The sequence below is a fragment of the Saccharospirillum sp. ABV4_185 genome (assembly GCF_056159245.1).
This window is the reverse complement of sequence record NZ_JBSWUW010000001.1, coordinates 3,209,658-3,234,184: the sequence shown is the minus strand read 5'-3', so window position 1 is coordinate 3,234,184 and position 24,527 is coordinate 3,209,658. Positions and strand designations below refer to the sequence as shown.

Annotated in this window: 22 protein-coding genes and 1 pseudogene; 12 read left to right on the top strand and 11 right to left on the bottom strand. The window is 56.6% G+C overall.

The features are described from left to right. Window positions 1–60: 60 nt before the first annotated feature. Window positions 61–1,071, bottom strand: coding sequence for a phosphate/phosphite/phosphonate ABC transporter substrate-binding protein (gene phnD, locus ACXAE6_RS15380; RefSeq protein WP_475150436.1), 1,011 nt, complete (start codon window positions 1,069–1,071; stop codon window positions 61–63). A 376-nt stretch (window positions 1,072–1,447) separates the two neighbouring features. Here phnD and ACXAE6_RS15375 point away from each other — a divergent pair, with 376 nt between their 5' ends. From ACXAE6_RS15375 to ACXAE6_RS15360, 4 genes are all read left to right on the top strand, one after another. After that, window positions 1,448–1,819 carry a GNAT family N-acetyltransferase gene (locus ACXAE6_RS15375; RefSeq protein ID WP_475150431.1) on the top strand — a complete coding sequence of 124 codons (372 nt, stop codon included), beginning with the start codon at window positions 1,448–1,450 and terminating at the stop codon, window positions 1,817–1,819. 81 nt (window positions 1,820–1,900) lie between these two features. Beyond that, window positions 1,901–2,377, top strand: a complete 477-nt coding sequence (locus tag ACXAE6_RS15370; RefSeq protein ID WP_475150427.1) for an N-acetyltransferase family protein — start codon at window positions 1,901–1,903, stop codon at window positions 2,375–2,377. Continuing rightward, window positions 2,374–2,829 carry an FAD-binding oxidoreductase gene (locus ACXAE6_RS15365; protein ID WP_475150424.1) on the top strand — a complete coding sequence of 152 codons (456 nt, stop codon included), beginning with the start codon at window positions 2,374–2,376 and terminating at the stop codon, window positions 2,827–2,829. The genes ACXAE6_RS15370 and ACXAE6_RS15365 overlap by 4 nt, the downstream gene beginning before the upstream one ends. Window positions 2,830–2,874: 45 nt before the next feature. Then, window positions 2,875–4,017, top strand: a complete 1,143-nt coding sequence (locus tag ACXAE6_RS15360; RefSeq protein ID WP_475150420.1) for a trans-sulfuration enzyme family protein — start codon at window positions 2,875–2,877, stop codon at window positions 4,015–4,017. A gap of 4 nt (window positions 4,018–4,021) precedes the next feature. Here the strand turns inward: ACXAE6_RS15360 and ACXAE6_RS15355 are convergent, their stop codons facing one another. From ACXAE6_RS15355 to ACXAE6_RS15330, 6 genes are all read right to left on the bottom strand, one after another. Further along, on the bottom strand, window positions 4,022–5,341 hold the full coding sequence (locus ACXAE6_RS15355; RefSeq protein WP_475150415.1) for a YihY/virulence factor BrkB family protein: 1,320 nt from the start codon (window positions 5,339–5,341) through the stop codon (window positions 4,022–4,024). Window positions 5,342–5,409: 68 nt separating this feature from the next. Next, window positions 5,410–6,999: an ATP-binding cassette domain-containing protein gene (locus ACXAE6_RS15350; protein WP_475150409.1), complete on the bottom strand. Its 1,590-nt coding sequence runs from the start codon at window positions 6,997–6,999 to the stop codon at window positions 5,410–5,412. Continuing rightward, window positions 6,986–8,677, bottom strand: coding sequence for an ATP-binding cassette domain-containing protein (locus ACXAE6_RS15345; protein WP_475150403.1), 1,692 nt, complete (start codon window positions 8,675–8,677; stop codon window positions 6,986–6,988). The genes ACXAE6_RS15350 and ACXAE6_RS15345 overlap by 14 nt, the downstream gene beginning before the upstream one ends. A gap of 42 nt (window positions 8,678–8,719) precedes the next feature. Then, window positions 8,720–8,839 (bottom strand): cytochrome bd-I oxidase subunit CydX, encoded by a 120-nt coding sequence (gene cydX, locus ACXAE6_RS15340; RefSeq protein ID WP_392800773.1) that lies wholly within the window; start codon window positions 8,837–8,839, stop codon window positions 8,720–8,722. 11 nt (window positions 8,840–8,850) lie between these two features. Beyond that, complete coding sequence (cydB, locus tag ACXAE6_RS15335) at window positions 8,851–9,993, bottom strand: cytochrome d ubiquinol oxidase subunit II (RefSeq protein WP_475150396.1); 1,143 nt, start codon at window positions 9,991–9,993, stop codon at window positions 8,851–8,853. Continuing rightward, window positions 9,990–11,552 (bottom strand): cytochrome ubiquinol oxidase subunit I, encoded by a 1,563-nt coding sequence (locus ACXAE6_RS15330; protein ID WP_475150392.1) that lies wholly within the window; start codon window positions 11,550–11,552, stop codon window positions 9,990–9,992. The genes cydB and ACXAE6_RS15330 overlap by 4 nt, the downstream gene beginning before the upstream one ends. A 250-nt stretch (window positions 11,553–11,802) precedes the next feature. On the opposite strand from ACXAE6_RS15330, the gene ACXAE6_RS15325 reads away from it, so the two are divergent. Beyond that, a complete protein-coding gene (locus ACXAE6_RS15325; RefSeq protein WP_475150387.1) occupies window positions 11,803–12,501 on the top strand; it encodes a hypothetical protein in 699 nt (232 codons plus the stop codon). A 24-nt stretch (window positions 12,502–12,525) separates the two neighbouring features. Here the strand turns inward: ACXAE6_RS15325 and metH are convergent. Then, a pseudogene (metH, locus tag ACXAE6_RS15320) lies at window positions 12,526–16,258 on the bottom strand (methionine synthase). A 389-nt stretch (window positions 16,259–16,647) separates the two neighbouring features. Between metH and nfuA the strand changes: the two are divergent. From nfuA to ACXAE6_RS15300, 4 genes are all read left to right on the top strand, one after another. Then, window positions 16,648–17,241 (top strand): Fe-S biogenesis protein NfuA, encoded by a 594-nt coding sequence (nfuA, locus tag ACXAE6_RS15315; RefSeq protein WP_475150382.1) that lies wholly within the window; start codon window positions 16,648–16,650, stop codon window positions 17,239–17,241. A gap of 537 nt (window positions 17,242–17,778) precedes the next feature. After that, window positions 17,779–18,057, top strand: a complete 279-nt coding sequence (locus tag ACXAE6_RS15310; protein ID WP_475150379.1) for an ElaB/YgaM/YqjD family protein — start codon at window positions 17,779–17,781, stop codon at window positions 18,055–18,057. Between the two features lie 30 nt (window positions 18,058–18,087). Further along, window positions 18,088–18,549, top strand: coding sequence for a hypothetical protein (locus ACXAE6_RS15305; protein WP_475150376.1), 462 nt, complete (start codon window positions 18,088–18,090; stop codon window positions 18,547–18,549). Window positions 18,550–18,703: 154 nt separating this feature from the next. Next, on the top strand, window positions 18,704–20,002 hold the full coding sequence (locus ACXAE6_RS15300) for a DUF2254 domain-containing protein (RefSeq protein ID WP_475150371.1): 1,299 nt from the start codon (window positions 18,704–18,706) through the stop codon (window positions 20,000–20,002). A 15-nt stretch (window positions 20,003–20,017) separates the two neighbouring features. Here ACXAE6_RS15300 and ACXAE6_RS15295 read toward each other — a convergent pair whose 3' ends face one another. The 3 genes from ACXAE6_RS15295 to ACXAE6_RS15285 are packed head-to-tail and all read right to left on the bottom strand — an operon-like array spanning window position 20,018 to window position 22,392. Further along, window positions 20,018–20,626 (bottom strand): DNA-J related domain-containing protein, encoded by a 609-nt coding sequence (locus tag ACXAE6_RS15295; RefSeq protein ID WP_475150367.1) that lies wholly within the window; start codon window positions 20,624–20,626, stop codon window positions 20,018–20,020. Beyond that, window positions 20,626–21,486, bottom strand: coding sequence for a D-hexose-6-phosphate mutarotase (locus ACXAE6_RS15290; protein WP_475150364.1), 861 nt, complete (start codon window positions 21,484–21,486; stop codon window positions 20,626–20,628). The genes ACXAE6_RS15295 and ACXAE6_RS15290 overlap by 1 nt, the downstream gene beginning before the upstream one ends. Window positions 21,487–21,498: 12 nt before the next feature. Beyond that, window positions 21,499–22,392, bottom strand: coding sequence for a DUF1853 family protein (locus ACXAE6_RS15285; protein ID WP_475150361.1), 894 nt, complete (start codon window positions 22,390–22,392; stop codon window positions 21,499–21,501). Between the two features lie 35 nt (window positions 22,393–22,427). Between ACXAE6_RS15285 and ACXAE6_RS15280 the strand changes: the two genes are divergently transcribed. The 3 genes from ACXAE6_RS15280 to ACXAE6_RS15270 are packed head-to-tail and all read left to right on the top strand — an operon-like array spanning window position 22,428 to window position 24,490. After that, window positions 22,428–23,330: an NAD(+) kinase gene (locus ACXAE6_RS15280; protein WP_392800804.1), complete on the top strand. Its 903-nt coding sequence runs from the start codon at window positions 22,428–22,430 to the stop codon at window positions 23,328–23,330. Window positions 23,331–23,360: 30 nt separating this feature from the next. Then, entirely contained in the window at window positions 23,361–23,639 is a 279-nt protein-coding gene (locus tag ACXAE6_RS15275) for a YeaC family protein (RefSeq protein ID WP_392800807.1), read from the top strand. Then, window positions 23,636–24,490: a DUF2797 domain-containing protein gene (locus ACXAE6_RS15270; RefSeq protein ID WP_475150355.1), complete on the top strand. Its 855-nt coding sequence runs from the start codon at window positions 23,636–23,638 to the stop codon at window positions 24,488–24,490. Before ACXAE6_RS15275 ends, ACXAE6_RS15270 begins: the two co-directional genes overlap by 4 nt. Window positions 24,491–24,527: the final 37 nt, after the last annotated feature.

Sequence of the window (24,527 nt, the reverse complement as noted above, 5' to 3'; positions counted from 1 at the left end):
ACTCCCGAGGGCGCTTCCGACATTGCCGGAAGCGCCCGTTTGCTTATTGAAGCCGGTCTCTTATTGCAGGTTGTCGCGGGTGTACTGCACACCGTTGGACGCCTGAATGGTGCGGATGACACGCCAGTGTTGCTGGTAGTTGATCGGGATAAAGGTTTCCACGCCTTCAAATTCTTCACCCAGTTCGGTGCCGGCAAACTCGAAGCTGTAGAAGGCTTCGCGGATTTTTTCGACCAGGTCGGGATGCAGGTTGTAGGCGTAGTTGTAGGAGGTAGTCGGGAAGCGATCGGACTCCCATACCAGACGCACATCAGACTCATCGTACAGACCGCGAGCGGCCATACGTTCAACCACTTCCGAGGCGACCGGAGCAGCATCGTAGTCTTTGGCGACTACGCCCAGCATGGATTGATCGTGGCTGCCCGAGAACAGGATTTCATAATCTTCACCCGGCACCACGCCCATTTCCGGGAACAGCGCACGCGGTGCCTGGTTGCCGGAGTTGGAGGTCGGCGAGGTGTGCGCCACGCGCTTGCCTTTCAGATCGGTAATTTCGTGGATGTCGGAATCGACGTGGGTATAAACCTGGAGGGTGTAACCGAACTGACCGGAGTCGGAGCCCATCAGCGCGAACGGAACCGCGCCGGCGAGGTTCACGGCAAAGGGCGTCGGGCCAGTGGAAAAACCAGCGATGTGCAAACGACCGCTGCGCATGGCTTCGACCTGAGCGGCGTTGGACTGGACCGCAAAAAAGCGCACGTCCTTGCCGGTTACCTCGGACAGATGCTCGATAAACGGCTGCCAGATATCAGAATAAATGGCCGGGTCTTCAACCGGGGTGTAGGCAAAGATCAGGGTGTCAGGATTAACCCACTGAGATTCATCGGTCGGCACATCGGCGACCATATCGCCGTTGGTATCGCAGTACAGGGTATCGAGCGCGCCACGTTCACAGTCAGCGTGAGCCTGGCTGCTGATCAGCCCCAGCAAGAGGGCAGAGGCTAAAACCGGAGCAGACGGCGCTAATCTTGGCAGGATCTGGCCAGTGAGCAGTTTGTTACGCAGAGTCATTATTGTTCTCCGTCGGGCGGCCCACACGACATGGCAAAGCCATGCTGGGCATTGAACATCTTGGCAGGACTCGCCCGGTCAGTTGTTATTATGTGATGTTCAATTGAACATCGATACTAACAGCAAAGTGGTTTCTGGCAACACTAATGGTGCAATAAGTGATGTTTTTATTTTCAATTGAAATGTTTAATAAGGTTCAATGTAACCGGTTTCTGCCGCTGGAATCGCGCTGCCAGGCTGATCTTTGCCGGGCGTTGTTTTACGCTCTGCGGACTCTATGATTCGCGTCGATCGTACGACGCCCTGCTTAGCCGGATTGTTTAGCGTGAATCGAAAAACCGCTCTCTTACTTAGGTCTGTTCAGTGGCAGCAAACCTTGGTAATTCGACATCAGGTACTCTGGCCTGACCAACCGGAATCCTATTGTCGGGTCGAGGGTGACGAATCGGCCTGGCATCTGGGCGCGTCAATAGACGATCAATTGGTCTCGGTGGCGTCCGTTTTCTTTGAGGGTAATACCGCGCGCTTGCGTAAGTTTGCGACCTTGGCTGGCTATCAAAAACAGGGCATTGGCAGCGCTGTGCTGCAACGAATTCTCGATGAATTACCGTCGCGTTCGGTGCGCTACTTCTGGTGTGATGCCCGCGAATCTGCCATCGGTTTTTACCAGCGATTTGGCATGCAACCCGAAGGCGAACGGTTTTATAAAGGTGACATTGCTTATTTTCGGATGGGGCTTTGGTGCTGATCTGGCTTCTGGCTCAGGCCGTCCCTTGGCGCCAAAGGACCGTTCTGTGGTAAAACAGAAGCGAATCTTTTGCAGTACATCATGATGATCACTCTACGCAGATTAACCCCCGCCGATTGGGACGACGCTCGCACGCTGAGCGTGGCCGAAGCGCAACGCGAGTTTGTTGGCACTCTGGATGACATTCTGGACGCCGCCCAACCCACCGACCATTTTCATTTTATTGAACGCGATAACCAGCCGGTCGGTTTCTGTAATATCGATACCGCCTACAGTCAGTTTTACGACTTCGCCGAACCGGGCGAGTTGGGGTTGCGCTCCTTCTTGATTGATCAGCGCTTTCAGGGCCAGGGTCTGGGTAAGGCAACCGGCGCGGCCTTGGTGCCTTATCTGAAACAACATTATTACCAGCACCCGGCGATTGTCCTGACGGTCAATCAGCGCAACCCGGCGGCTTATCATCTGTATCGTCTGGCCGGTTTTGAAGATGACGGCGAGTTGTATCTCGGTGGCGCCGCCGGACCCCAGCATGTGTTGCGACTGAGATTGAACGCATGAAACGCTGGTGGCTTCTGGGCAGTTTGTTGTTGGCATCAGTCAGTACCAGCGCCGATGAATTGAAACCCTTCACCACCGATGGATGCAGCGTTTTTCCCAACGGCACGCCGCGCCAGCAATCGCTATGGCTCGACTGCTGTATCGCGCATGACCTGGCTTACTGGATGGGTGGCACGCGCGATGAACGGCGTCAGGCCGATGAAGAATTACGTCAGTGTGTGGCCGACATTGGTGCAGAAGAAATCGGTGAAATCATGCTTGCCGGTGTTCGTGTTGGCGGCTCACCTTATTGGCCGACCGGTTATCGCTGGGGTTACGGCTGGGGTTTTTGGCGCGGCTACGAAGCCGTCACCGATGACGAACTTGTGCAGGTGCATCGGCGTCTTGATGAGATGCGTCGTCTGCTCGATAAGCTGGATGAGCAACTCGCCGTTCCAGTGGTGGAAGACTAGGGCATGCTATTATCGCGGCGTTAATCGCTACCTGATGTATAAATTATGTCTCAGCAAAAACAACCCGCCACACTTGCCGCTCAGGCAATGGGCTTGATCGACGACACCACTCAATCACTGGTGCCGCCGATCTATACCGCCACCACCTATCAACGGGCGCCGGATAACAGCTATCCCACCGGCAATGTTTACTCGCGCCCCAATAACCCGACCTACCAACCCGCCGAAGCCTTATTGACCGCATTGGAAAACGGCGCCGATTCGATGCTTTTTGCCTCGGGCATGGCAGCCGCGACGGCAGTGTTTCAGACTTTGCGGACCGGTGATCATGTGATTGCCCCCAAGGTGATGTACTGGTCGCTGCGTAACTGGTTGAAGCAGTATGCCCAGCGCTGGCAGGTGACCGTTGAGTTTGTCGAGACGGAAGATCTGGTCCAGGTTGAACAGGCGTTAAAACCCGGTCAGACCAAGCTGGTGTGGCTGGAGAGCCCGGCCAATCCGTTGTGGTCGGTGACCGACATAGCCGCCGTGTGCAAATTGGCGCACGCCGCCGGCGCCAAGGTGGCGGTCGATTCCACCGTCGCCACGCCGATTCTGTGTCGGCCGCTGGAATTGGGTGCCGACCTGGTGATGCATTCGGCCACCAAATATCTGAACGGCCATTCCGATGTCATGGCGGGTGCCTTGGTCACCCCACGCCAAGATGAGTGGTGGGAGCAACTGGCTGCGGTGCGTGGTCAGCAAGGCGGTATCCTCGGGCCCTTTGAAGCGGCTCTGTTGCTGCGCGGCATGCGCACGCTGGATCTGCGTGTGAAAGCGGCCAGCCACAGCGCTTTGACCATTGCGCAAGCCATGCAAAAGCATCCCACTTTGGTTGATGTGTTGTATCCGGGTTTACCGGACAGTCCTTACCATAAATTGGCGAGTCAGCAGTTGAAGGGTGGCTTTACTGGCATGCTGTCGATTCGTGTGCAAGGCGGTGAACAAGCCGCGATCGCGGTAGCAGCACGCTTGAAGGTGTTTAAGCGTGCGACGTCGTTGGGCGGCGTGGAGAGCCTGGTGGAGCATCGCGCCAGTATCGAAGGCGAGGGCACGCCGGTGCCGGACGATCTGCTGCGTTTGTCGGTCGGTATTGAGGCCGTCGATGATTTGATCGACGACCTTAATCAGGCATTGGCTGGCGTTTAAAGCGTCAGTCGGTCTGCCGTACCCAAGCTTCCAGACTGCGCTGGTCGAAATGCTCGGCCAGTGCCGCTTCCAATTCTTCGATGGTCGCCCGCACCTGGGCATTCTGACCCGGCCCGGTCAGCGGCATATGATCGTTGGCGCGCAACGCCGCCAATAACTGCGTCAGCGAGATCTGATCCAGCGGTTTAGCGGGTACCAATCCCATGTCTTCGGTGCGCACCAGCAGGTGATGCGACAAGAGTTTGCGCACCAGTCGGTCAGTGGTTTCCGGATCGGCATTGCTGCTGGTTACCAGGTGCATCAGTGTTGGCGCCGACAGGCCCTGATCAAACCGATGCGCGACGCGGTACATCAACGATAAACCCAACTGTTCATCCCCCTGAGCGCTGGGTCGGGTCTGGCGGCGCGGGGTAATCTGATGCGAGTGCTGGCTGTAATAAGCCACGGTGGCGCCGGTCAGCAAGATCAGCCAGGCCAGATAGATCCACACCAACAGCAGAACGCCGACCGCGAAACCGGAATAAATCGCCGCAAAACGACCGGAGCCGGCGACAAAGACGGTAAACAGATAGCCCACCGACTGCCAGGTAATACCGGCCACCGTGCCACCGATCAGCGCCGGCCTCAGCCGCACCTTGGTGTTGGGAATCAACACATACATAAAGGTGAACAACACGATGATAAAGACGTAGGGCGCCAGCCGGGTGATCAAGGTGAACAACCAACTCAGTGGCGCCACCTCGAGTAAGTTGTGGACGGTGTCGGAGCTGACGATGGTGGCCGTTGCACCCAGAGCAGAAAATGCCAACAGCGGACCAATCAGCATCACGCTTAGGTAATTGCTGAGTTTTTGCGTCAGTGGTCGGGGCTGGTGCACGCGCCAGGTCTGGTTAAAGGCGTGATCGACTTTCTGCACCAGCGATAGGACGGTAAACACCAGCAAGCCTAAGCCGACCGCACCGAGCACTCGCACCTGAATGTTGTCGACGAAGCCGATGACGTTGTCGATGATTTCCTGGCTGCGAACACCCAGTGGTGCCAGCAGCAAATTCTGTAATACCGGTTCGAGCTGATTGTGCACGCCGAAGCTTTTCAGTACCGAAAAGGTCAACGCCAGAAAAGGCACAACGGCCAACAGAGTGCCGTAGACCAGCCCCATGGCGTGTAGATTGGTCGGCCCCTGGGTGAGATCGCGGATCACCGCATAGAGGATGCGGCAAAACCGGCGCAGGTAGCGCATCGGTACGGTGAGATCCTGGCTGGGCGTCAGCCACAGCCAGGCGTTGAAGCGTTGGTACCAGGGTTTGAGTATGGATAGTGGCACGGTAAGCTCGTCGACAGAACAAAGCCTGAGTATCACAGGATTAAGGGCAGGGCGCCAAGAGCGTTCGGTTACCAGCGTGCCAATAGGTGCGGTTTCAACGCGGCCGGTCTTTGGTGTGATGCCAGAATCAGAATACGCTCGGCCGCCTTTTGCTGCAGGCGCTGAGCCAGCTGTTGTTGGCGCGCGTCATCCAGGCCTTCAAAGGGTTCATCGAGCAGCCAGACGGGCGCATCGCGCAGCCAGGCGCGCGCCAGATTCAGACGTTTTTGTTCGCCGCCGGACAGCGGCCGGCCGGGTTCTCCGACCCACATACTCAGGCTTTCGCTATTGGCCCAATTATCCAGGCCGGCCCAGCGCAGGGCGGCGCAACAATCCTCGTCGCTGGCATCCGTTTTCGCCAGCCTCAGGTTGGCCGCCAGCGTATCGCTGAAGACATGACCGAATTGCTCGCTGAGGTGAAAGCAGGCACGGCGCTGCTCAGCGCTGAGTTCGGCGCCGGCGATACCGTTTAGATAGAGCTCGCCTTGCTCAGGCAGTTGCCCCAGCAAGGCCTGAAACAGACTGCTTTTGCCCTGACCGGAACCAGCATCCAGCAACACCAGCGTCGGTTGATTGAGTTTCAGGTCGAGCGGCGTACCCTGACGGTCGTTGCGCTGCCAGCGGTAGTCCTTGAGCTGCAGTTGAATAGCAGTGTCACCGGGCCAGGCAGGGATACTCACTGCTGGGCTGGCAACGGCTTGCAGCAACGGATCTAAGCGCTGGGCGCGTTCGCGGCGTCGGCTCAATTCCGGTAAAGCGCGGGCAGCGTTGGACAACCAGTCGCGTGCCGCGACCCAGATCAACACTGGTACCAGCAGCAATGCCTGACCACGGCTGTCTGCGCCGCTTTGATAGAGCAACCAGCCCAATGCCAAGACGGCCAGCCAACCCAAAATCTGCAGACTGAACTCCAGTCGCTGGACCGAAGCTTCTTCCGCTAAATCGGCTTGCTGCCAATCTTGCCAGGCAGCTTGGACGGCGTTGGGTTCACCCTGATCGGGCAGCAAACGCCAGATGGGCGCGGCTCGCGACCAGTCAAGCCAGGCTGAGCGCACCTCGGCGTGGCTGGCCAGGCTCAACTGAACCTGACGGCGGTGCTGCACGAAAGACAGCGTCAGCAAGACGATAGCGGCCGCTGCAAAGCCTAACCAAACGCCGATTGCTAAAGGCACCAGCCAGGCAAACAACAACGACAGACCAATCAGCATAGCCGCCGAGCTGCCCAGCGGATGCCACACCTGTACCCAAAGACTGGCAAAGGCATCGGCGTCGGCATCAACACGTTCCAGTGCTTCGGCTGAAGGCGCCGTTTCCGGTTCATGGACCAGCTTGGCAAACAACCGAGCCCGAATGGCACCCAGCCGTCTGAGCAAGCCCAGATGGCCAACATAACGCTCGCCATAACCCCCTAAAACGCGCAGGAAGGCGATCATGCGGATCAATGTTGAGGGCACTACATAATTGAATTGGGCGGCCAAGCCCCAGGCGCCAGCGATGGCCGAGGCGGCAATAAACCAACCGGACAGCGCCAGTAATCCCAGCACCATGGCCAGATAGACCAGGGCTAAACCGAAACCGGCCCACTGCCATTGGCGGGTACGGCGATCAAGCGGCAACAAGTTGCAACCTCCCGTCGCCATCGGCGTGCCAGATGCGGTTAAAGAAGCTCGGATTCAGGGTGCGGTGCGACACCCAGACCAGCGTCGTGTCTGCCAGCCGAGCTTCCAGCAGTGCCACCAGTTCACGATGTTCGTGTTCGGAAAGGTGGGCGGTGGGTTCATCAAGCAGCACCAGTTCCGGTTGCAGCGCCCACAACCGTGCCAACGCCAGACGTTGTGCCTGCCCGCCGGACAGCGGCGGGTGTTCGCCCAGTTCGGTATCCAGGCCGTGCGCTAATTGTGCCAGCCAAGAGGTCAGGCCGACGGCATTGATGGCCTGCTCGGCGGTTTCGCGGCTGGCTTGATGCAGAGTGATATTTTCCAGCACCGAGCCGGGCAACAGCACCGGGCGTTGCGTCAACAGCGCCACGGAACCGCTTAAGCCTTTTAGATGGCTGACGTCCTCGCCATTGAGTTGCCAGTCGCCAGCGATGGGCCGCAGCCCCATCAAGGCATCAATCAAGGTGGATTTGCCGGAGCCGGACGGACCCTGCAGCCAGACACGGTCGCCGCGGGCAAACTGCAACTGATCACCATCGATAATGACGTCGCCTTCGTAACCCAAAACCTGCCATTGATGTGCGCTGAGTTGTTCGAAGCGCGTGCGGGCGTTATCGGCATCGCTGACCAGCGCCTGGTTGAGCACTGGCGCCAGTTCTTCGGCCGCGGCGATGGCGTCGGCACGGGCGTGGTACAGCTTGCCCATGGCTTTGAGTTCGGCAAAAAAAGCCGGCGTCAGCAGTAATAAAAACAGGGCCGTGCCCAAATTGAATGGACGACCCCAGAAACCAAAATTCAGTTCGCCCAGTAGTGAAAAACCGATATAAACGGCGACCAGAGCGACCGACAGGGTCGCCAGAAAATCGAGCACCGAAGCGGATAAAAACGCCAGCCTGACGACTTCAGCGGTGCGCTGTTCCAGTTCACCGTGCGCTTGCTTAAAACGCTGCAACTGGGCATCCGACTGGTTCAGCGTCCACAAGGTTGTGGCGCCTTGCAGGCGATCCATAAAGAAGGCGCCGAGGCGATCCAGAGCGGTGAAATGGCGGCGCTGTGCCTGGGCCGCACCGACGCCGACGATCCACATAAAGAGCGGCATCAGCGGCAGAGTAAGCAGCAGGATTAAACCCGCCACCCAACTGATCGGCCATACCAGTAACAACACCAACAGCGGCATGACGCTCGCCAGCCAGCGTTGCAATCCATAGTCGATGAGAAAATGTTCGACGGCTTTGAGCCGTTTGGTGAGTAGGTCGTGCCAGGCCGACAGCGAATGACGGCGCAGTAACACCCAACCTTTGTCATAGCCCTGAGTAAAAAGCTCGCTGGCCAGGCGACCCGTCAGGCGTTTCGCCAACCGGCTGCGTGCGCGCAAGCGAGCTTCGGAAAATAACCATTGAGCGGCGATCAGGGCGATCAAACCGCTCATCATGGACAGGGCAGGCCACTGACCGTTAACCAACAGATCCTGAACCATCCGTGCCAGCAGCGCATAAAGCCCCAGAGTGATAACCAGACCGGCCAGCGCCAGGCTTTTCAGTCCGGTCATGGCCGCCCGGATGGAGCGGCCTTGGGCGTCGAGCCAGTTCAACTCGACGGCATTCTCACCGGCATTGTCACCCTGACGGGGCTTGCTCATGCGTAACCCTTACTGCTGAGTTTCAAACTGCTATGCCTGAGTTCAGGCGTCGTCCTGATCCAGCGGCCGGTCCAGGTTCTCGGTGGCTTCCAGCCACATGGCGTTAATGATGCCGAAACTGCAGGCCAGCAAGACGCCGAGAATCCAAGTGAAATACCACATAGTCGATCTCCTTAATACAGAGTATGAGCCTGACCAGATGCAACGTCTTGTTCGCGGACACGGCCGCGCATTTTCCAGAAACACCAGGCGGTATAGGCCAGGATAATGGGCACGAAAATCAGCGCGACGACCAGCATGATCATCAGAGTCATCTCACTGGAAGACGCATCCCAAACCGTCAGCGACATGCTCGGATCAGCGGAGCTGGGCAACATAAACGGGAACAGTGAGCCACCGGCGGTGAAGATGATGCCGGCCATGGACAGACTGCTGGTGACAAAAGCCCAGCCACTGCGGCTGATGCGGCTTAACCAGGCGGTTGCCAGGGCGGCAGCGATGCCGACTACGGGAGCCAGAATCAACTGCGGGAAGCGACCGTAGTTAGTCATCCAGGCACCGGCTTCGCGTACGGCCGTGCTGTTCAGCGGGTTGGACGGGCCGTTTGTCACCACCGCACCGGTCATCACATAACCATCGATACCGAAGGCCACCCAGACACCAGCCAGAGCGAACAGCACGGCGGTGGCAATACCCAGAATGTAGGCAACGAAACGAGCACGCGTCAGCAAGACACCGTCGGTTTTCAGTTGCAGCCAGACGGCGCCGTGCATCAACAGCATGGCCACACTGACCAGACCGGTGAGGATGGCAAACGGATTCAGCAAGCCAAAGAAAGAACCGTGATAGGTGACTTTCAGTACATCATCAAAGGTGAAGGGCACGCCCTGAATGACGTTGCCAAAGGCGACACCGAAGATCAGCGCCGGTACGAAACCACCGGCGAACAGCGCCCAGTCCCAAGCTTTGCGCCAGGTCGGGTTGTCCAGCTTGGAGCGGTAATCGAAACCGATCGGACGCATCCACAGCGCTGCCAGGGTAACGAACAGCGCCAGGTAGAAGCCGGAAAAGGCGGTGGCGTAGATGAACGGGAAGGCAGCAAAGATGGCACCACCGGCGGTGATAAACCAAACTTGGTTGCCGTCCCAGTGTGGACCAATGGTGTTGATCATCACGCGACGTTCTTCGTCGCTACGACCGACCAGCGTCAGCAAGGAGCCGACACCCAGATCGAAACCATCGGCGATGGCGAAACCGATCAGCAGCACGCCAACCAGCAACCACCAGATGACTCGCAGCAGTTCGTAATCGATCATGACTGCACTCCTTTCAAAACGTAATCAGTGTCGGTTTCGGCGCTGTCATCGCTCGGGCCTTTGCGGGCGAATTTCTGCATCAGATAGAAACCGAGGATAAACATGACGGTATAGAACAGGGTGATGCCGACCAGCGTCAGTACCACATCGCTGACCGCCAGGTTGGATACCGCCGTATGCACCGGCAGCACTTCGGCAATGGCCCAGGGCTGACGACCGTATTCGGCGACAAACCAACCGGCTTCGCAGGCAATCCACGGCAGTGGCAGTGAGAACAGCGCCACTTTCAGGAACCAGCGCGGCTTGGCAATGCGGTGACGCGTGCTCAGCCAGAAGGCATAGAGGAAGACCGCCAGCATCAGGAAGCCACAGGCGACCATGATGCGGAAGCTCCAGAACAGCGGTGCCACTTTCGGGATGCTGTATTCAACGGCGTTATCGATGGCTGCTTGCGACGGGTTGGTAATGTCGTCGGTAAACGGCTGCAGCAGCATGGCGTAGCCGAGGTCGTCTTTGTTGGCATCGAACACCGCTTGCTGTTCGTCCGTTGCGGTACCGGCGCGGACTTCATCGAGCAGGGCGTAGGCGTCAACACCACTGATGATGCGTTCGCGGTGAATCTCTTTGAGATCCTTCAGGCCAACCACTTCCTCATCCAGTGAACGCGTCGCGATGATGCCCATGACCCAGGGAATCTTGATCGCCAGATCGGTGGATTCGGTTTCGTCATTGGGGAAGCCGATCAGCGTAAAGCCAGCCGGAGCCGGTTCGGTTTCCCATTCGGCTTCGACCGCCGCCAATTTCACTTGCTGCACGTCGCCCAGCTCATAACCGCTTTCGTCACCGAGAATGATGACCGACAGGGTCGACGCCAGACCGAAGCTTGCAGCAATGGCGAACGAGCGCCGCGCAAAGGCAATGTGGCGGTTGCGCAGCAGATAGTAGGCGGAAATCGCCAGCACAAAGATGGCAGCGGTGACGTAACCGGCAGAGACGGTGTGCACAAATTTCACCTGAGCGACCGGGTTCAGCAGCACTTCGGCAAAGCTCTGCATTTCCATGCGCATGGTATCGATGTTCAACGCACTGCCGATCGGGTATTGCATCCAGCCGTTAGCGATCAGAATCCACAGCGCTGAGAGGTTGGAGCCCAGCGCAACCAGCCAGGTGACAGCCAGATGCTGTACCTTGCTCAGCCGATCCCAGCCGAAGAAGAACAGACCGACGAAGGTGGATTCGAGGAAGAAGGCCATTAAACCTTCAATCGCCAGTGGTGCGCCGAAAATATCACCCACGTAGTGCGAGTAATACGACCAGTTCATACCGAACTGGAATTCCATGGTGATGCCGGTGGCAACACCCAGCGCAAAGTTGATACCAAACAGCTTGCCCCAGAATTGGGTCATGTCGCGATAGATGGTTTTGCCCGTCATCACATAGACGGACTCCATAATCGCCAACATAAAGGTCATGCCCAGGGTCAGCGGCACGAAGATAAAGTGATACATGGCTGTCAGGGCGAACTGCAGCCTGGAGAGCTCGATCAGGGTTTCATTCATGGTCACATCCTCAGAGACCGGGAATGGAGTGGCCGGCACGGTGACCGGTCGGTTTGGATTTTGCGATGGCAACTATCGCGCAACCGACACCAGAGGATGTTGACCTGAGTCAACAAGCGGTAAAGGCCGTGGCTGTGAGCAAACCAAGTGGGATCAGAGCAGCAGGCGGACAGATGCGACTCCTGCACATTTAACCTCAAGGCGCTGACGCCGATAACTCTAAAAGCAGGTGTGTAACTGAGGGATGGGTATGACACTGATTATCAATAATGTGGTTATTGCTCCGGCTCAGGGAGACCAGGCGGCAACAACCACATCGCGCCATAAAATCATTACAGGTTCGCCAGTACCGGAAGTCGATTTGGTCGACTTCGCCACGGCGGAAATTACCATTGAAGCCGCCTCACCCGATCCGACGCTGGAACAGAAGGCAGCTGATGGCAGGGCCAAACTGGATGCCATGGTTTATGGTCTTGGACCCCTGCGTTTTCCGGCGTCTGCAGCCTTGGCCAAAACCGAGCAATTGGAAGAACTGGTGGCCGAATTTGTACCAGAGCTCAGGCGGGGCTCCTGGGACATCAGTGTGGATGAGCGGGGTGAGACGGTCGTACTGGGTGACCTGCTGAGCGACGAAGATAAAAGCTTTATTAAAAGCATGGCCTCGGCTCTGGGTCTGGACGACGCCATGGCCACTTACCGTGACGGCGTCATGGAGATGCTCGACATCAGCCGCAGCGTCCTCGGCCCGGCCGGCACCTGGGACCTGACCAAGGATAATTTCAGCGAGATTTTCCGGTTCCGCCAATTTGTCGAAGACGCAGTGCCACCTGTGTACCGTTATCAGAGGAGCTTAGACGGGACCTATATGAACACCCTAGGTGCGTTACAGAAGCAAATGTCAGAACGCGCCAGCCTGGTGCCCAAGACCGCTTTGTCGACCTACGTATAAAGCGTCTGGTTTCGCTGAAAGGATTTAGAGTTCGTCGTAACCCAGCGTCGGACGCAACCAGCGTTCGGCGGTTTCCAGGTCCCAGCCTTTGCGCGCGGCGTAGTCTTCGACCTGATCGCGGTCAATTTTCCCAAGCCCAAAATAGCGCGCTTCAGGGTGCGCAAAATACCAGCCGCTGACCGAGGATGCGGGCAGCATGGCGTAGCTGTCGGTCAATTCGGTGCCGGTGGCTGAAGTGGCGTCCAACAATGCAAACAGCGTGGCTTTTTCGCTGTGTTCGGGGCAGGCCGGGTAGCCAGGAGCGGGGCGAATGCCCTGATATTTTTCGGCGATCAAGGCTTCGTTATCGAGCCTTTCATCGCTGGCATAACCCCAGAGTTCTTTGCGCACTTTTTCGTGCATCAATTCAGCGAACGCTTCGGCAAAGCGATCAGCCAGGGCTTTGACCATGATGGCGTTGTAGTCGTCATGGTCGGCTTCAAACTGTTTGGCGAGTTCGTCAGCACCGTGGCAGCTGACGACAAAAGCGCCCATATAATCCTTAACGCCGCTGTTGGCTGGCGCCACAAAATCCGCCAGTGAGCGGTAGGCACGACCTTCAGGGCGGTCGGCTTGCTGACGCAGGTGATTAAGGTGGGTCGCGGTTTCAGTGCGGGCCTGGTCGCGGTAAAGGCGAGTCACGTCACCTTCGAGCGCTTCGGCCGGATAAAAGCCGATCACCGCGTCGCATTGCAGTGTTTTTTCGGCAACCAACTGATCGAGCATGGCCTGGGCATCGCGATAGAGTTTGGTCGCTTCTTCACCAACCACCTCGTCTTCCAGAATACGCGGATATTTGCCGTGCAGTTCCCAGGTCTTAAAGAAGGGCGTCCAGTCGAAACGTTCACGAATGTCCGCCAGCGGATAATCTTTGAAGGTGCGGTTGCCGATAAATTGCGGTTGCGTCGGCTGGTAATTTTTCCAGTCGGTTTGGAAGGCACGAGCCCGAGCCTCGGCCAGCGGCGTGAAAACCTTGCTGCCGCGTTTGCGCGCATTGGCTTCGCGCACACCCTGGTACTCGTCCTGCAAGTTGGCCACAAAAGTAGCTTTATTCGCCGACAACAACTGACTGACGACCGGTACCGATTTGGACGCGTCCAGTACGTGTACCACCGGCTCGTTGTACTGCGGTTCGATCTTCACGGCGGTATGCACTTTCGACGTAGTGGCACCGCCGATCAGCAGTGGCGTGTCCATGCCGCGCTTTTGCATCAGCTGAGCAACGTTGACCATCTCGTCGAGCGAGGGTGTGATCAGGCCGGACAGACCAATAATATCGGCGTTGTGTTTTTCGGCGGCTTCGAGAATGTCTTCGGCTGGAACCATGACGCCCAAATCGATGACTTCGTAGTTGTTGCACGACAGCACGACACCAACGATGTTTTTGCCAATGTCGTGCACATCGCCTTTGACCGTCGCCATAATGATGACGCCGTTGCTTTCACCTTCGGTGCCGGACAGGCGTTTTTCTTCTTCAATATAGGGCAGCAAATAGGCGACGGCTTTTTTCATCACCCGGGCGCTTTTGACCACCTGAGGCAGAAACATTTTACCGGCGCCGAACAGATCGCCGACCACGTTCATGCCGTCCATCAGCGGACCTTCAATCACTTCGATCGGCTTGTTGGCTGCCTGGCGTGCCTCTTCGGTATCGACTTCGATGTATTCGGTGATGCCTTTCACCAACGCATGAGTCAGGCGTTCCTGCAAGCCCCATTCGCGCCATTTGAGTTTGTCGGTTTCTTTATTGGCAGAGGCATTTTCTTTAACGGATTCGGCGAATTCGACCAGCCGCTCTGCGGCATCGTCGCGGCGGTTGAGTACGACGTCCTCGACGTGTTCGAGCAGGTCGGCCGGGATGTCGTCGTAGATGGTGAGCATACCAGCGTTGACGATGCCCATGTCCATACCGGCCTTGACGGCGTGGTACAAAAACACCGAGTGCATGGCTTCGCGCACGGTGTCGTTGCCGCGGAATGAGAAGGATACATTGGACACGCCGCCAGAGACTTTGGCACCCGGTAAGTTCTCTTTAATCCAGCGCGTCGCCGCGAAGAAATCGACGCAGTAATTATTATGTTCGGGGATGCCAGTGGCGACTGGAAAGATGTTCGGATCGAAGACAATATCCTGAGGCGGAAAGCCGACTTTGTCGACCAGCAAACGATAAGAACGTTCGCAGATTTCGATACGGCGTTGATAGGTGTCGGCCTGGCCATCGGTGTCGAAGGCCATCACCACCACGGCTGCGCCATATAACTTAATGCGCCTTGCCTGGCGCAGAAACGGCTCTTCGCCTTCCTTTAACGAAATGGAGTTGACGATGGCCTTGCCTTGCACGCACTTCAGGCCGGCTTCGATGATCGACCATTTGGATGAGTCGATCATAAAGGGCACTTTGGCAACATCCGGTTCCGATGCCAGCAGGTTCAGATAACGCACCATGGCGGCTTCGCCGTCGAGCATGGCGTCGTCCATATTGACGTCGATAATCTGAGCGCCGTCTTCCACCTGGACGCGGGCGATGTCGACGGCTTCTTCGTAGTTCTCTTCCTGTATCAGTCGGGCAAACTTGCGCGAACCGGTCACGTTGGATCGCTCGCCGACATTAACGAAACCCGTGGTGGCATTGACGACCAGCGGTTCGAGACCGCTGAGCACCATAGCGGGGATGCGATTAATCGGCATCGACAACCTCCGTCTTCGGTTGGCGAGGTGAATAACGATCGGCCAGTGCTTTTAGCTGCGCCAAATGCGCAGGCGTGGTGCCGCAGCAACCGCCGATGATATTGACGTGACCTTCCGATAAATAAGGTTCAACCAGCGCTGCCATCTGCTCTGGGTCCTGATCGTATTCGCCGAATTCGTTGGGCAGGCCGGCGTTGGGATGAGCGGAGACCAGACAATCAGCGTGTTTATCGAGCGCGATGATGTGCGGCAGCATGTCGTCGGCACCGAGCGCACAGTTCAAACCGATACTGAATAACTCGCCGTGCTGTAGCGACACCCAGAAGGCTTCCGGCGTCTGGCCCGACAGAGTACGGCCGCTGGCATCGGTGATGGTGCCGGAGACCATTAACGGCAAGTCGATGCCGCGTTCTTCTTTCAATTGCAACACCGCAAACACAGCGGCTTTGGCATTGAGCGTATCGAACACCGTTTCCACCATGATGATATCGACGCCGCCATCAACCAGCGCTTCGGCCGCTTGACGATAGGCGGTGACCAGGTCGTCGAAACTGACCAGACGTTTGCCAGGGTCGTTCACATCCGGCGAAATGGAGGCGGTGCGGTTGGTCGGGCCTAAGCAGCCGACCACAAAGCGCGGTTGATCCGGCGTTTTTTCCGTCCAGCGATCGGCGCTGCGGCGGGCGCACTGGGCGGCGGCGATGTTGATATCGCGCACCGCGTATTCCAGGCCGTAATCCGCCTGGGCGATGGTGGTGGCGCTGAAGGCGTTGGTGCAGGCGAAGTCGCAACCGACGGCAAAAAACGAATCGTGGATTTCTTCGATGATTTCCGGCCGGGTCAACGACAGCAGGTCGTTGTTGCCTTTGAGCGGGCTCGGGTGATCTTCGAAATGGCCACGGCGGAAATCAGCTTCGTCCAGCGGATAACCCTGAATGGAGGTGCCCATGGCACCGTCGAGCACCATAACGCGCTGGCGCAGAATCTGTTGCAGGCGTGCGGTGGTGGAAGCTTGGTTAGCTGCGTTCATCGAAGGTCCGCTGTTGTGTTGGATCGTTGTGTTATGAGCCGTCGTCCTAATGTTAGGACGGTAGCAGGGCAGCTCTGCGGCTGCTGAGGGTTGCCAATGAAACACCATAAGAGCGTAACTTTCAATCTATATCAAAAAACTTTGATATAGAAATTATACCGTTATCTTCTGTGTGGTGACCAATATTAGCCGGTGATGTAGCCAGCCTGGCAGGTGCTTTCTCATGAGCGTCTTCCGTTTCCGGTCCAGCGTTATGCATAAGCGCCTTGAAAAGGCGCCCAACAGTCCCATCTACAAACCCGACCAAAACACTCAGGTATTCAGGGTTGGCGTTTAATTGGGTAGAATGCACGCCGACTCGAATTCGACCTTCCCACGGAGTCAGTGGCATGGATATTCAAATGAACATTACCGAATCGGCCCAGGAGTACCTGGCCGGTTTGCTGTCAAAGCAGAGCAGCGATGGCGTCGCCGTACGCATGTTCGTGACTCAGCCGGGCACCAAATACGCCGAAACCTGTCTGGCCTATTGCCGGCCGGGTGAGGAAAAAGACAACGACGAGATCATCGAACTGAGCCAGTTTCGGGTTTACCTGGAGCAGAACAGCTTGCCGTATTTGGATGAAGCTGTTGTTGATTTTGCCAAAGACCAGATGGGTGGCCAGCTGACCATCAAGGCGCCGAACGCCAAGATGCCCAAAGTGACCAGCGACAGCCCGCTGCAGGATCAGGTGAATTACATCCTGTTCACCGAGATCAACCCGGGTCTGGCATCGCACGGTGGTGAAGTCAGTCTGGAAGAACTGACCGACCAGAATGTCGCCGTGCTGCGCTTTGGCGGTGGTTGCCAGGGTTGCTCGGCGGTTGATATCACGCTAAAAAACGGTGTAGAAGCGACCTTGCTGGAAAAAGTACCGGGTCTTGCTGGTATTCGCGATGTAACCGACCATACGGTTACTGAAAACGCCTACTACCAGGCCTAATCAGAACCCAAGCCTGCCTTGTTGAACGTGGCAGCCAGCAATAGCTGGTGTGCCACGCTGTCCTGCTCCTGTACCAAAAACCTATAGTCGGTATGACCTGGCCTCCGATGCGTTACTTGAACTTCTGGTTCGCGCCCGTGGGTTACTGACGGATTTTCTTTTGCATAAACGGCAGTGGTCTGCCGGTTCTTGTGCTCTGATCTTTTTGAACTTCAAATAAAACAATCGCTATGCAATTGAGCCCAATTAAAAATTTTTTATGTAAAGACTGTTTGTTTTTTTTGGTTAAGGAGTACCAAAAAATTACTCTGTTCGGCCGCATATTGGTAAAAGATAACGACATTTATTGAACTGCTTATCAACTTCCTAACATCCAATGTAAAGCCAGCTTGTCTAATTTTCTGCGTTGGCTTGAAATGTACTTCGTCAGTCTCATCTCTATTGGTAAGTCGCCAAGAAGTAACGACTTTATATTCATCGCTCTTATTAACACGCTTATTTTGAGCAACGGCTAAATTGAAAAAAGGGAAATGAATCATGGCAACTGAAAAATCAGCAGACGAGTTGGAACAACTGAAAGCAGAAATTTCCAAATTAAAGGCGGATTTGTCAGATATCACCGGCTCACTTAGAGACCTGACGGAACGTAAGGCAAGTGAAGGTCGTGACCGAGTGAAGCGGGCAGCTAATGAAGCCTGGGAACCGGCCAATAAGGCGATTAACAGTGCTGAATCTGAAATCAGTCAACACCCCTTGTCTTCAGTCGCTTTGTCGTTCGGAGTTGGTATGATGCTGGGCAAGTTGCTGAGCAAGTAAACCAATCTGAGCACGAGAGGTGAGGGAACCATGCTAGAACAGTTAAAGGTCCAAGCCACAGGTTTGGGCCTTTCTTTCGTCGGTATTGCGTTGGTCGGAATCTGGTTCGGCGTGGCGGTATTTCTGGGGCTGCAAGAAGTATTGCATCCTGCTTGGGCAGCTGCGGCAACCGGTGGTATTTTCTGTGTGGTTATTTTGTTGGTGATGGCATTTTTACGCGCCAGGCATAACCGACAAAAACGCAGACGCGCCGCTGCAATGAATGATATTGCATTGCCCGGCATTGAAACCATCCTGAGTGGTGTTCTGGGTGGTACCTCTACTCAGTTTATCAAGCAACATTCCGATCGGGCGACGCTGATTGCGCTGGTGCTTGGCGGCGTTGCCGGCTATAGCCAGAAAAGTCGTGAGACAATGCTGTCAGTATTGAAAGGCATGGTCGCTGCGTTACAAGCAACGGAGCAGTCGGATGACCCGGCTGATAAAGGTTAGTCCAGGCTGGGTTTTCCGTGATAAAAATTGAGTTTGAGTAAAAGGACGCTTATTGGCGTCCTTTTTTTGTGGTTTTGATGTCTCCTTGTTCGAGCCAAATGGTGATCGCTGGTGATACTTTGGCGATAGTGGATGTCACAGCGTAGAGGGCGCTATGCCGGATTTTATTCAAAACCTGATTGTTCGAATCCGCGCCAGTTTATGGGCATTACCTGCTTTGATGTCACTGCTGTCCGGTGCCCTGGCCATGGCGATGCAGGTATGGGATTTCAGTCTGGGCATTAGCCACCACGCTTGGTGGCTGTTTTCCGGCGATTCAGGCTCGGCGCGCGATCTGCTGTCAACGCTGTTGTCGGGCATTATCACCATGACGTCGCTGGTAGTGTCGATCACCGTGGTGGTGTTGTCTTTGGCGGCGGGCCAGATGGGGCCGCGACTGATTCGCAATTTTCTGATCGACCGGCAGATTCAAATGATAATCGGACTGTTTGCCGCCACCATCGTGTTTTGTCTGATTACCTTGCGCAGCGTCAGCGACGAACTCAGCGGAGAAGATTTACCGCACATGGCGATCAATATTGCCTCGGTGCTCAGTGTATTGTGTTTGTTTGCGCTGTTGTTTTATGTGCATAAGGTGGCGCGATCGATCATCGCCGATACCTTGGTGACCGAGGTGGCTAACGATCTGGAAGCGGCTATTGCTCGAGCCGGAGAACGTCATAATAACCAGACTGAAAAACGGCCAGAACCGAGGATGGGTGAGCCGGTGGCAAGCATCTCTCTTCAGCAACGCGGTTACGTTCAGGTTATTGAATATCCCAAGCTGGTCGCGCTGGCCTGTGACCGTGATTGGTTATTACGTCTGCACTGTCATCCGGGTCACTTTCTGTTGCGCGGCGGCCAACACTTAAGTGTGCTCAGTGGTCCGTCACCGACGGAAGAAGACATTGCCAGGCTGCGCGCTTGTTTTGTGGTAGGGGAGGAGCGCACACCCACACTCGACCTGGAATATTCCATTCGCCAACTGGTCGAAATTGCCATTCGAGCGCTGTCACCGGGCATCAACGATACCTTCACCGCTATTGCTGTGGTCAACCGCCTCGGTGCGGCGCTGGAAAAAGCCTGCCAGAACGTGCAGCCACCGTCGCAGTACGCCGATGACGATGGCCAGTTGCGGTTGCTGGCATCTACCCAGAATTTCAGCGGGTTGGTCGATACCGCCTTTAATCAGATTCGCCAATCGGCGACGCGTTCGCCTGCGGTGTTGATTCAGATGGGACGTATCCTTTGTGCGCTGGCGGCGGTCACGGATGGTCATGAGCAACAGGCCAGTGTACTGGCGCATCTTCAGAAACTGCGCCGCTGTGCCCGAACTCATATGGAAGACGAGGATGATCTGGCTGATTTTGAGGCGGTGGTTGGACCGACCATGGATGGAAAGAATAAGTCTTGAGCGTGGCGCGACCGTTTATCGGTCTTGGGAAAGAGTTTTACCGGCCTTAGGCAAAAGCTGTTCATAGGCTTCGCGGATACGCCGAAACTTTTTCGGATCTCCGCCTTTATCCGGATGGTGCTCGTTAGCCAATTGGCGATAGCGGCTGCGAATGGTGTTGCGATCAGCCGTTTCATCCAGTCCCAGCTCTGCCAGCGCTTGCGGGCGTTGTTCTTCTCCGAGCAGGCGTTTCCAGAAACCAGCTAATAAATCCTGCACGCTGGCACTGGTTTCGCGGCTCAGGTTATTGCCATTTAGATAGTAATCGCGCAGTGAGGCAGTGCTGCTCAGTTGTTGGCTGGCGCCTTCGCCAATGGGGCGGATAGCGATGCGCAGCGGTCCGATGTCGAGCAGACAACGCTTGGCTCGCCACCATTGCTCCTGCAGTCGGTAGAGCACATGCATCAGGATAAAGTGGTGTTGGAACAGCAACAGCGGGTCGCCCAGGTTGGGTTTGGGGAAGAGGCTGCCGTATTCCTGATCCAGCTGCTGGATCAGTTCGAACTCGCTTAAGCCGGCTGGTGTGGCGGCCAGGATGTTGGCGACCGCATCCATCAGCCCGGCAGGCACATCCAGCTTTTGCATCAGTGACTCTGTTCGCTGCTGATCTCACAGATCAGCGTATGACTGTGGCCGGCTTTGAGCAAACGAGCATCCTCGGCGGCGTTGGCCGCTTCCAGACAGAGCATCTGTTGGTAGTCGTTGTCGTTGAAATTCGACAGTGTTTTGCTTTTCTCAACCCAAGGGTTCCACACCACCACCGAACGACTGCCTTGACGCTTGATGCGGGTTATATGGCCGTCGCCCCGATTCAGTCGCAGTGGCTCGCCGCGATCGAGCACGATGCGATCGATTTCCTGCTCAACTCTAAAGCTCGTCGGCCAGGTGGCGCTCTGGCCGGTCAGCTTGTCATGGTAGAACTGGCCATCCAAGCCGGCGATCGCGGCTTTGGACAGATCGGTGATGGGAAAATAGCTGTGCAGCGCCTGACTTAACTGAAATGGTTTATTACTGAGGTTCTGGGTGGTCAGCGCCAGGATCAGGCTGTCACCGACGCTGACCAGCAGTTCGGCTCGGGCCTGGAGGGGAAACTCTGGGTCAGAGCCATCGGTGTCGAGCCACAGACGCAGGTCGGTGCGGTTATCGTTTTCCGCGAGCAACTCCCATTCCCAGGTGCGGGTGCGTGCCAGGCCGTGAGCTGGCGCAGTCGGCTCACTTGGATGGTCGCCAAACCAGGGCCAGCAAATGGGAATACCACCGCGAATGGCGCGGCCAGCTTGATAAGCTTCGGCGTCCGATACCCAGAGCAGGTCCGGCTGGCCTTGAGGTTGGTAGGCCGTTAAATGCGCTCCCTGAGTGTACAGCTCGGCGCGGGCAGCCTGATTTTCGATGCTCAGCCGTACCAGTCCAGATTCCAGTTTCGTTGCAGTCAGGGTCGTGCCCAAGCGGTTACCTCCTTAAGGCGCGCTGTTGTCAGCTGAAAAACGCTGAAGAATACGGGCTTGGGCCGCCGCTGGCCAGTCGTCGGGAACCACAAACCAGTGTTGTGGCGGGCCATCGCCCAGGCAGCCGAAAAACTGGTTGGGCAGCGGATGGCGGGGCGGGGCGTTGGCTTCCCGGGCGGTATCGGCGAGCCAGTTCGCTTTGTTGATCCACTGTCCGCGAAATGGCTGGCGCTGGAATTCGCTGAACCTGAGCCATTGTCCCAAAGGGGCTTGCTGAGAAAGCGGCGTTAATGTCGCTGGCGGCTGATCGAAAGGCGTAAAGCCACGGCCGACGACCCAGACCTCGCTGCGATCGGGAAAGGGCAGTTCGGTCGGCCAGGCGTCGGCTTCTTGCGCCAACTGCGGCAGCCGGCGCTGGTGTTGATGCAGTCGCTGCATTTTTAGCGCCAGAAAATCACGCAAGCCAGCGCCAATCCAATGACAAGCCGGATCGATGCCAGTGCAGGTCGGCGCTGCCAGATAAAATTTCAGCGCCAGTTCCAGATGCACAATTGCGCGGCTGGAGCGGTCTTCGAGCAAAAGGTCCAATTCGCCCAGAGTGCGTTGTTTGGCTTGAATGGTGCGATTGCTGGCCAGCAGACGGTACCGACCGCTGGCGGTTAACAGCGCTGCGGCCAAGGCTTCGAAGTAGGCGCCGAGGCGACCCTGACGCAGCTGTTCCAACTGATGCAGCACCGCAGCGGGCAGTGACGCAGACAAGGCCTGCTCCGGCAAAGTAGGGCGCCAGGCGAGTTCGTCAGCCGATAACAGCGCCGGAACCTGCTGCACCCAGTTCAGGTCGGCCAGGGTGGTTGTGCTGTAGATGTACTCAGCGGCTTCGTTCACCAGGTCTCCGTCTGCTATCATTGCCGTCCTTTTTGACGATAACTGAAGCCGCCTAGATGACCAAACCGACCGCGCCGTCTGCTTTCAACTCCATCGGCATAGTAGGCCGCCTGGGCAGTGACAACGTGGCGCATACTGTGCAACGTCTGACTCAATTGCTCAGTCGGGAAGGCAAGACTTATGCGGTTGATCAGCCCCTGGCCGAAGCGGTCGGTGGTTTGAACGCCGCTGTTAAAAGTCGTGATGAACTGGGCCAATGGGCCGATCTGATCATCGTCGTCGGTGGTGATGGCACCCTGCTGGGCGCAGCGCGTGATCTGGCCAAATTCGATGTGCCACTGCTGGGTATTAACCGCGGGCGTCTTGGCTTTCTGACCGATATCATGCCGTTTGAAATGGAAGCCGGTGTGCTGGCGGTGCTTGGTGGCGATTATGTCGCTGAAGATCGCTTCCTGCTTCAGGCGCAGGTGGTGCGCGACGGCAAGGCTCTGGATTCCGGCTGCGCCCTGAACGACGTGGTACTGCACTCAGGTCAGTCGATCCGCATGATCGAATTTGAACTCTATATTGATGATCAGTTTGTCTACAGCCAGCGCTCGGATGGCTTGATTGTCTCGACGCCGACCGGTTCAACTGCCTATGCCATGTCCGCCGGTGGCCCGCTGGTGCATCCCAGCCTCGATGCCATGATTCTGGTGCCGATGTTCCCGCACAGCCTGAGCAATCGACCGATCGTTGTTGGTGCCGATGCTCAGTTGCGCATTCATGTGGGCCCGGCGACGGGGGAATCGCCTCAGGTCAGCTGCGATGCCCAGCATCATCTGGCCATCGAGGCCGGCGATGAACTGCACTTACACCGTTACCCGCACAAGTTGCACCTGCTGCACCCTTCGGGTCACAACTATTATGAAATCTGCCGGACCAAGCTCGGCTGGGGCAACCCGCTCGATGGTCGTTAGATTCCAATTCAAGCATTCGGAGTGTTCGCTATGAACTTTCAAGAGGTGGCGGCCAATTTGACGCCGGAAGTTTACCAACGTCTCAGAGAAGCCGTGGAGCTGGGCAAGTGGCCGAATGGCGATCTGCTAAGCCGCGAGCAAAAGGCGTTATGCCTGGAAGCCCTGATGACTTATGAAGCGCGCAACGGTATTCCGCAAGACCAACGCATCGGTTATATCGAACGGCCTGACGGCACCCAGGCAAATCCGCTGGCCGATAACGACGTTCAACCCATTCGCATGATGGGCGACGGAGACACCCTGCAATGAATCAGGATTTGTTTGCCCCCACGCCCGGCGAAGAACTCGGCCGCGGCAATCTGCAAAAAATGGTTACCCGGGCAGGCAGCCCGGTGCGTTATACCCTGCATCTGGGTGGCGCTGAAGTCGATATGAATGACCGCCTGGGCCAGCCGGTGCGGCTGGAATTTACCGGCACCATCAACTGTATTCATTGCGGCAAGGTGACCAACAAGAGTTTTGGTCAGGGCTTTTGTTATGAGCATTTTATGTCTCTGGCGCAGTGTGACAGCTGCATCATGAGCCCGGAAAAATGTCACTTCCACGAAGGCACCTGCCGCGAGCCGGAGTGGGGCGAAGAGCACTGCATGCAGGCGCATTACGTCTATCTGGCCAATGCCAGTGGCATCAAGGTTGGCATTACCCGTGGTAACCAGATTCCCACCCGCTGGATCGACCAGGGCGCCACTCAGGGCATGGTCATTGCCCGTGTCAGCACGCGCCGTCTGGCCGGTCTGCTCGAAGTGATTTTCAAGCAGCATGTCGATGACAAAACCAACTGGCGCACCATGCTCAAAGGCACGGCCGAGCCGCTGGATCTGCCCGCTGTTCGGGATCAATTGTTTACCGAGTGCCGCTCTGAACTGGAGTCGGTTCAGCGTGAATTTGGCATTCAGGCGGTGCAGCTGATCGGCCATGGCGATATCCAGTCGCTGGACTATCCGGTGCAGCAATACCCGGAAAAAGTCAGCAGTTTTAATCTCGATAAGCAGGCGATCGTGGAAGGGACTTTGCTGGGCATTAAAGGCCAGTATTGGATTCTCGACACCGGCGTGATCAATATCCGTCGTCACACCGGTTATGAGGTTGTGCTGAGTTGATTTGACCTCATCTTGGCGACCTGTGTTTTTATTACCG

Excerpts from the sequence above, each read along its gene's own strand:
- phnD (WP_475150436.1), bottom strand. The coding sequence starts at position 1,071 with ATGACTCTGCGTAACAAACTGCTCACTGGCCAGATCCTGCCAAGATTA.
- ACXAE6_RS15370 (WP_475150427.1), top strand. The coding sequence starts at position 1,901 with ATGATGATCACTCTACGCAGATTAACCCCCGCCGATTGGGACGACGCT.
- ACXAE6_RS15365 (WP_475150424.1), top strand. The coding sequence starts at position 2,374 with ATGAAACGCTGGTGGCTTCTGGGCAGTTTGTTGTTGGCATCAGTCAGT.
- ACXAE6_RS15360 (WP_475150420.1), top strand. The coding sequence starts at position 2,875 with ATGTCTCAGCAAAAACAACCCGCCACACTTGCCGCTCAGGCAATGGGC.
- ACXAE6_RS15345 (WP_475150403.1), bottom strand. The coding sequence starts at position 8,677 with ATGAGCAAGCCCCGTCAGGGTGACAATGCCGGTGAGAATGCCGTCGAG.
- cydX (WP_392800773.1), bottom strand. The coding sequence starts at position 8,839 with ATGTGGTATTTCACTTGGATTCTCGGCGTCTTGCTGGCCTGCAGTTTC.
- cydB (WP_475150396.1), bottom strand. The coding sequence starts at position 9,993 with ATGATCGATTACGAACTGCTGCGAGTCATCTGGTGGTTGCTGGTTGGC.
- ACXAE6_RS15330 (WP_475150392.1), bottom strand. The coding sequence starts at position 11,552 with ATGAATGAAACCCTGATCGAGCTCTCCAGGCTGCAGTTCGCCCTGACA.
- ACXAE6_RS15325 (WP_475150387.1), top strand. The coding sequence starts at position 11,803 with ATGACACTGATTATCAATAATGTGGTTATTGCTCCGGCTCAGGGAGAC.
- nfuA (WP_475150382.1), top strand. The coding sequence starts at position 16,648 with ATGGATATTCAAATGAACATTACCGAATCGGCCCAGGAGTACCTGGCC.
- ACXAE6_RS15310 (WP_475150379.1), top strand. The coding sequence starts at position 17,779 with ATGGCAACTGAAAAATCAGCAGACGAGTTGGAACAACTGAAAGCAGAA.
- ACXAE6_RS15305 (WP_475150376.1), top strand. The coding sequence starts at position 18,088 with ATGCTAGAACAGTTAAAGGTCCAAGCCACAGGTTTGGGCCTTTCTTTC.
- ACXAE6_RS15300 (WP_475150371.1), top strand. The coding sequence starts at position 18,704 with ATGCCGGATTTTATTCAAAACCTGATTGTTCGAATCCGCGCCAGTTTA.
- ACXAE6_RS15295 (WP_475150367.1), bottom strand. The coding sequence starts at position 20,626 with ATGCAAAAGCTGGATGTGCCTGCCGGGCTGATGGATGCGGTCGCCAAC.
- ACXAE6_RS15285 (WP_475150361.1), bottom strand. The coding sequence starts at position 22,392 with ATGATAGCAGACGGAGACCTGGTGAACGAAGCCGCTGAGTACATCTAC.
- ACXAE6_RS15280 (WP_392800804.1), top strand. The coding sequence starts at position 22,428 with ATGACCAAACCGACCGCGCCGTCTGCTTTCAACTCCATCGGCATAGTA.
- ACXAE6_RS15275 (WP_392800807.1), top strand. The coding sequence starts at position 23,361 with ATGAACTTTCAAGAGGTGGCGGCCAATTTGACGCCGGAAGTTTACCAA.
- ACXAE6_RS15270 (WP_475150355.1), top strand. The coding sequence starts at position 23,636 with ATGAATCAGGATTTGTTTGCCCCCACGCCCGGCGAAGAACTCGGCCGC.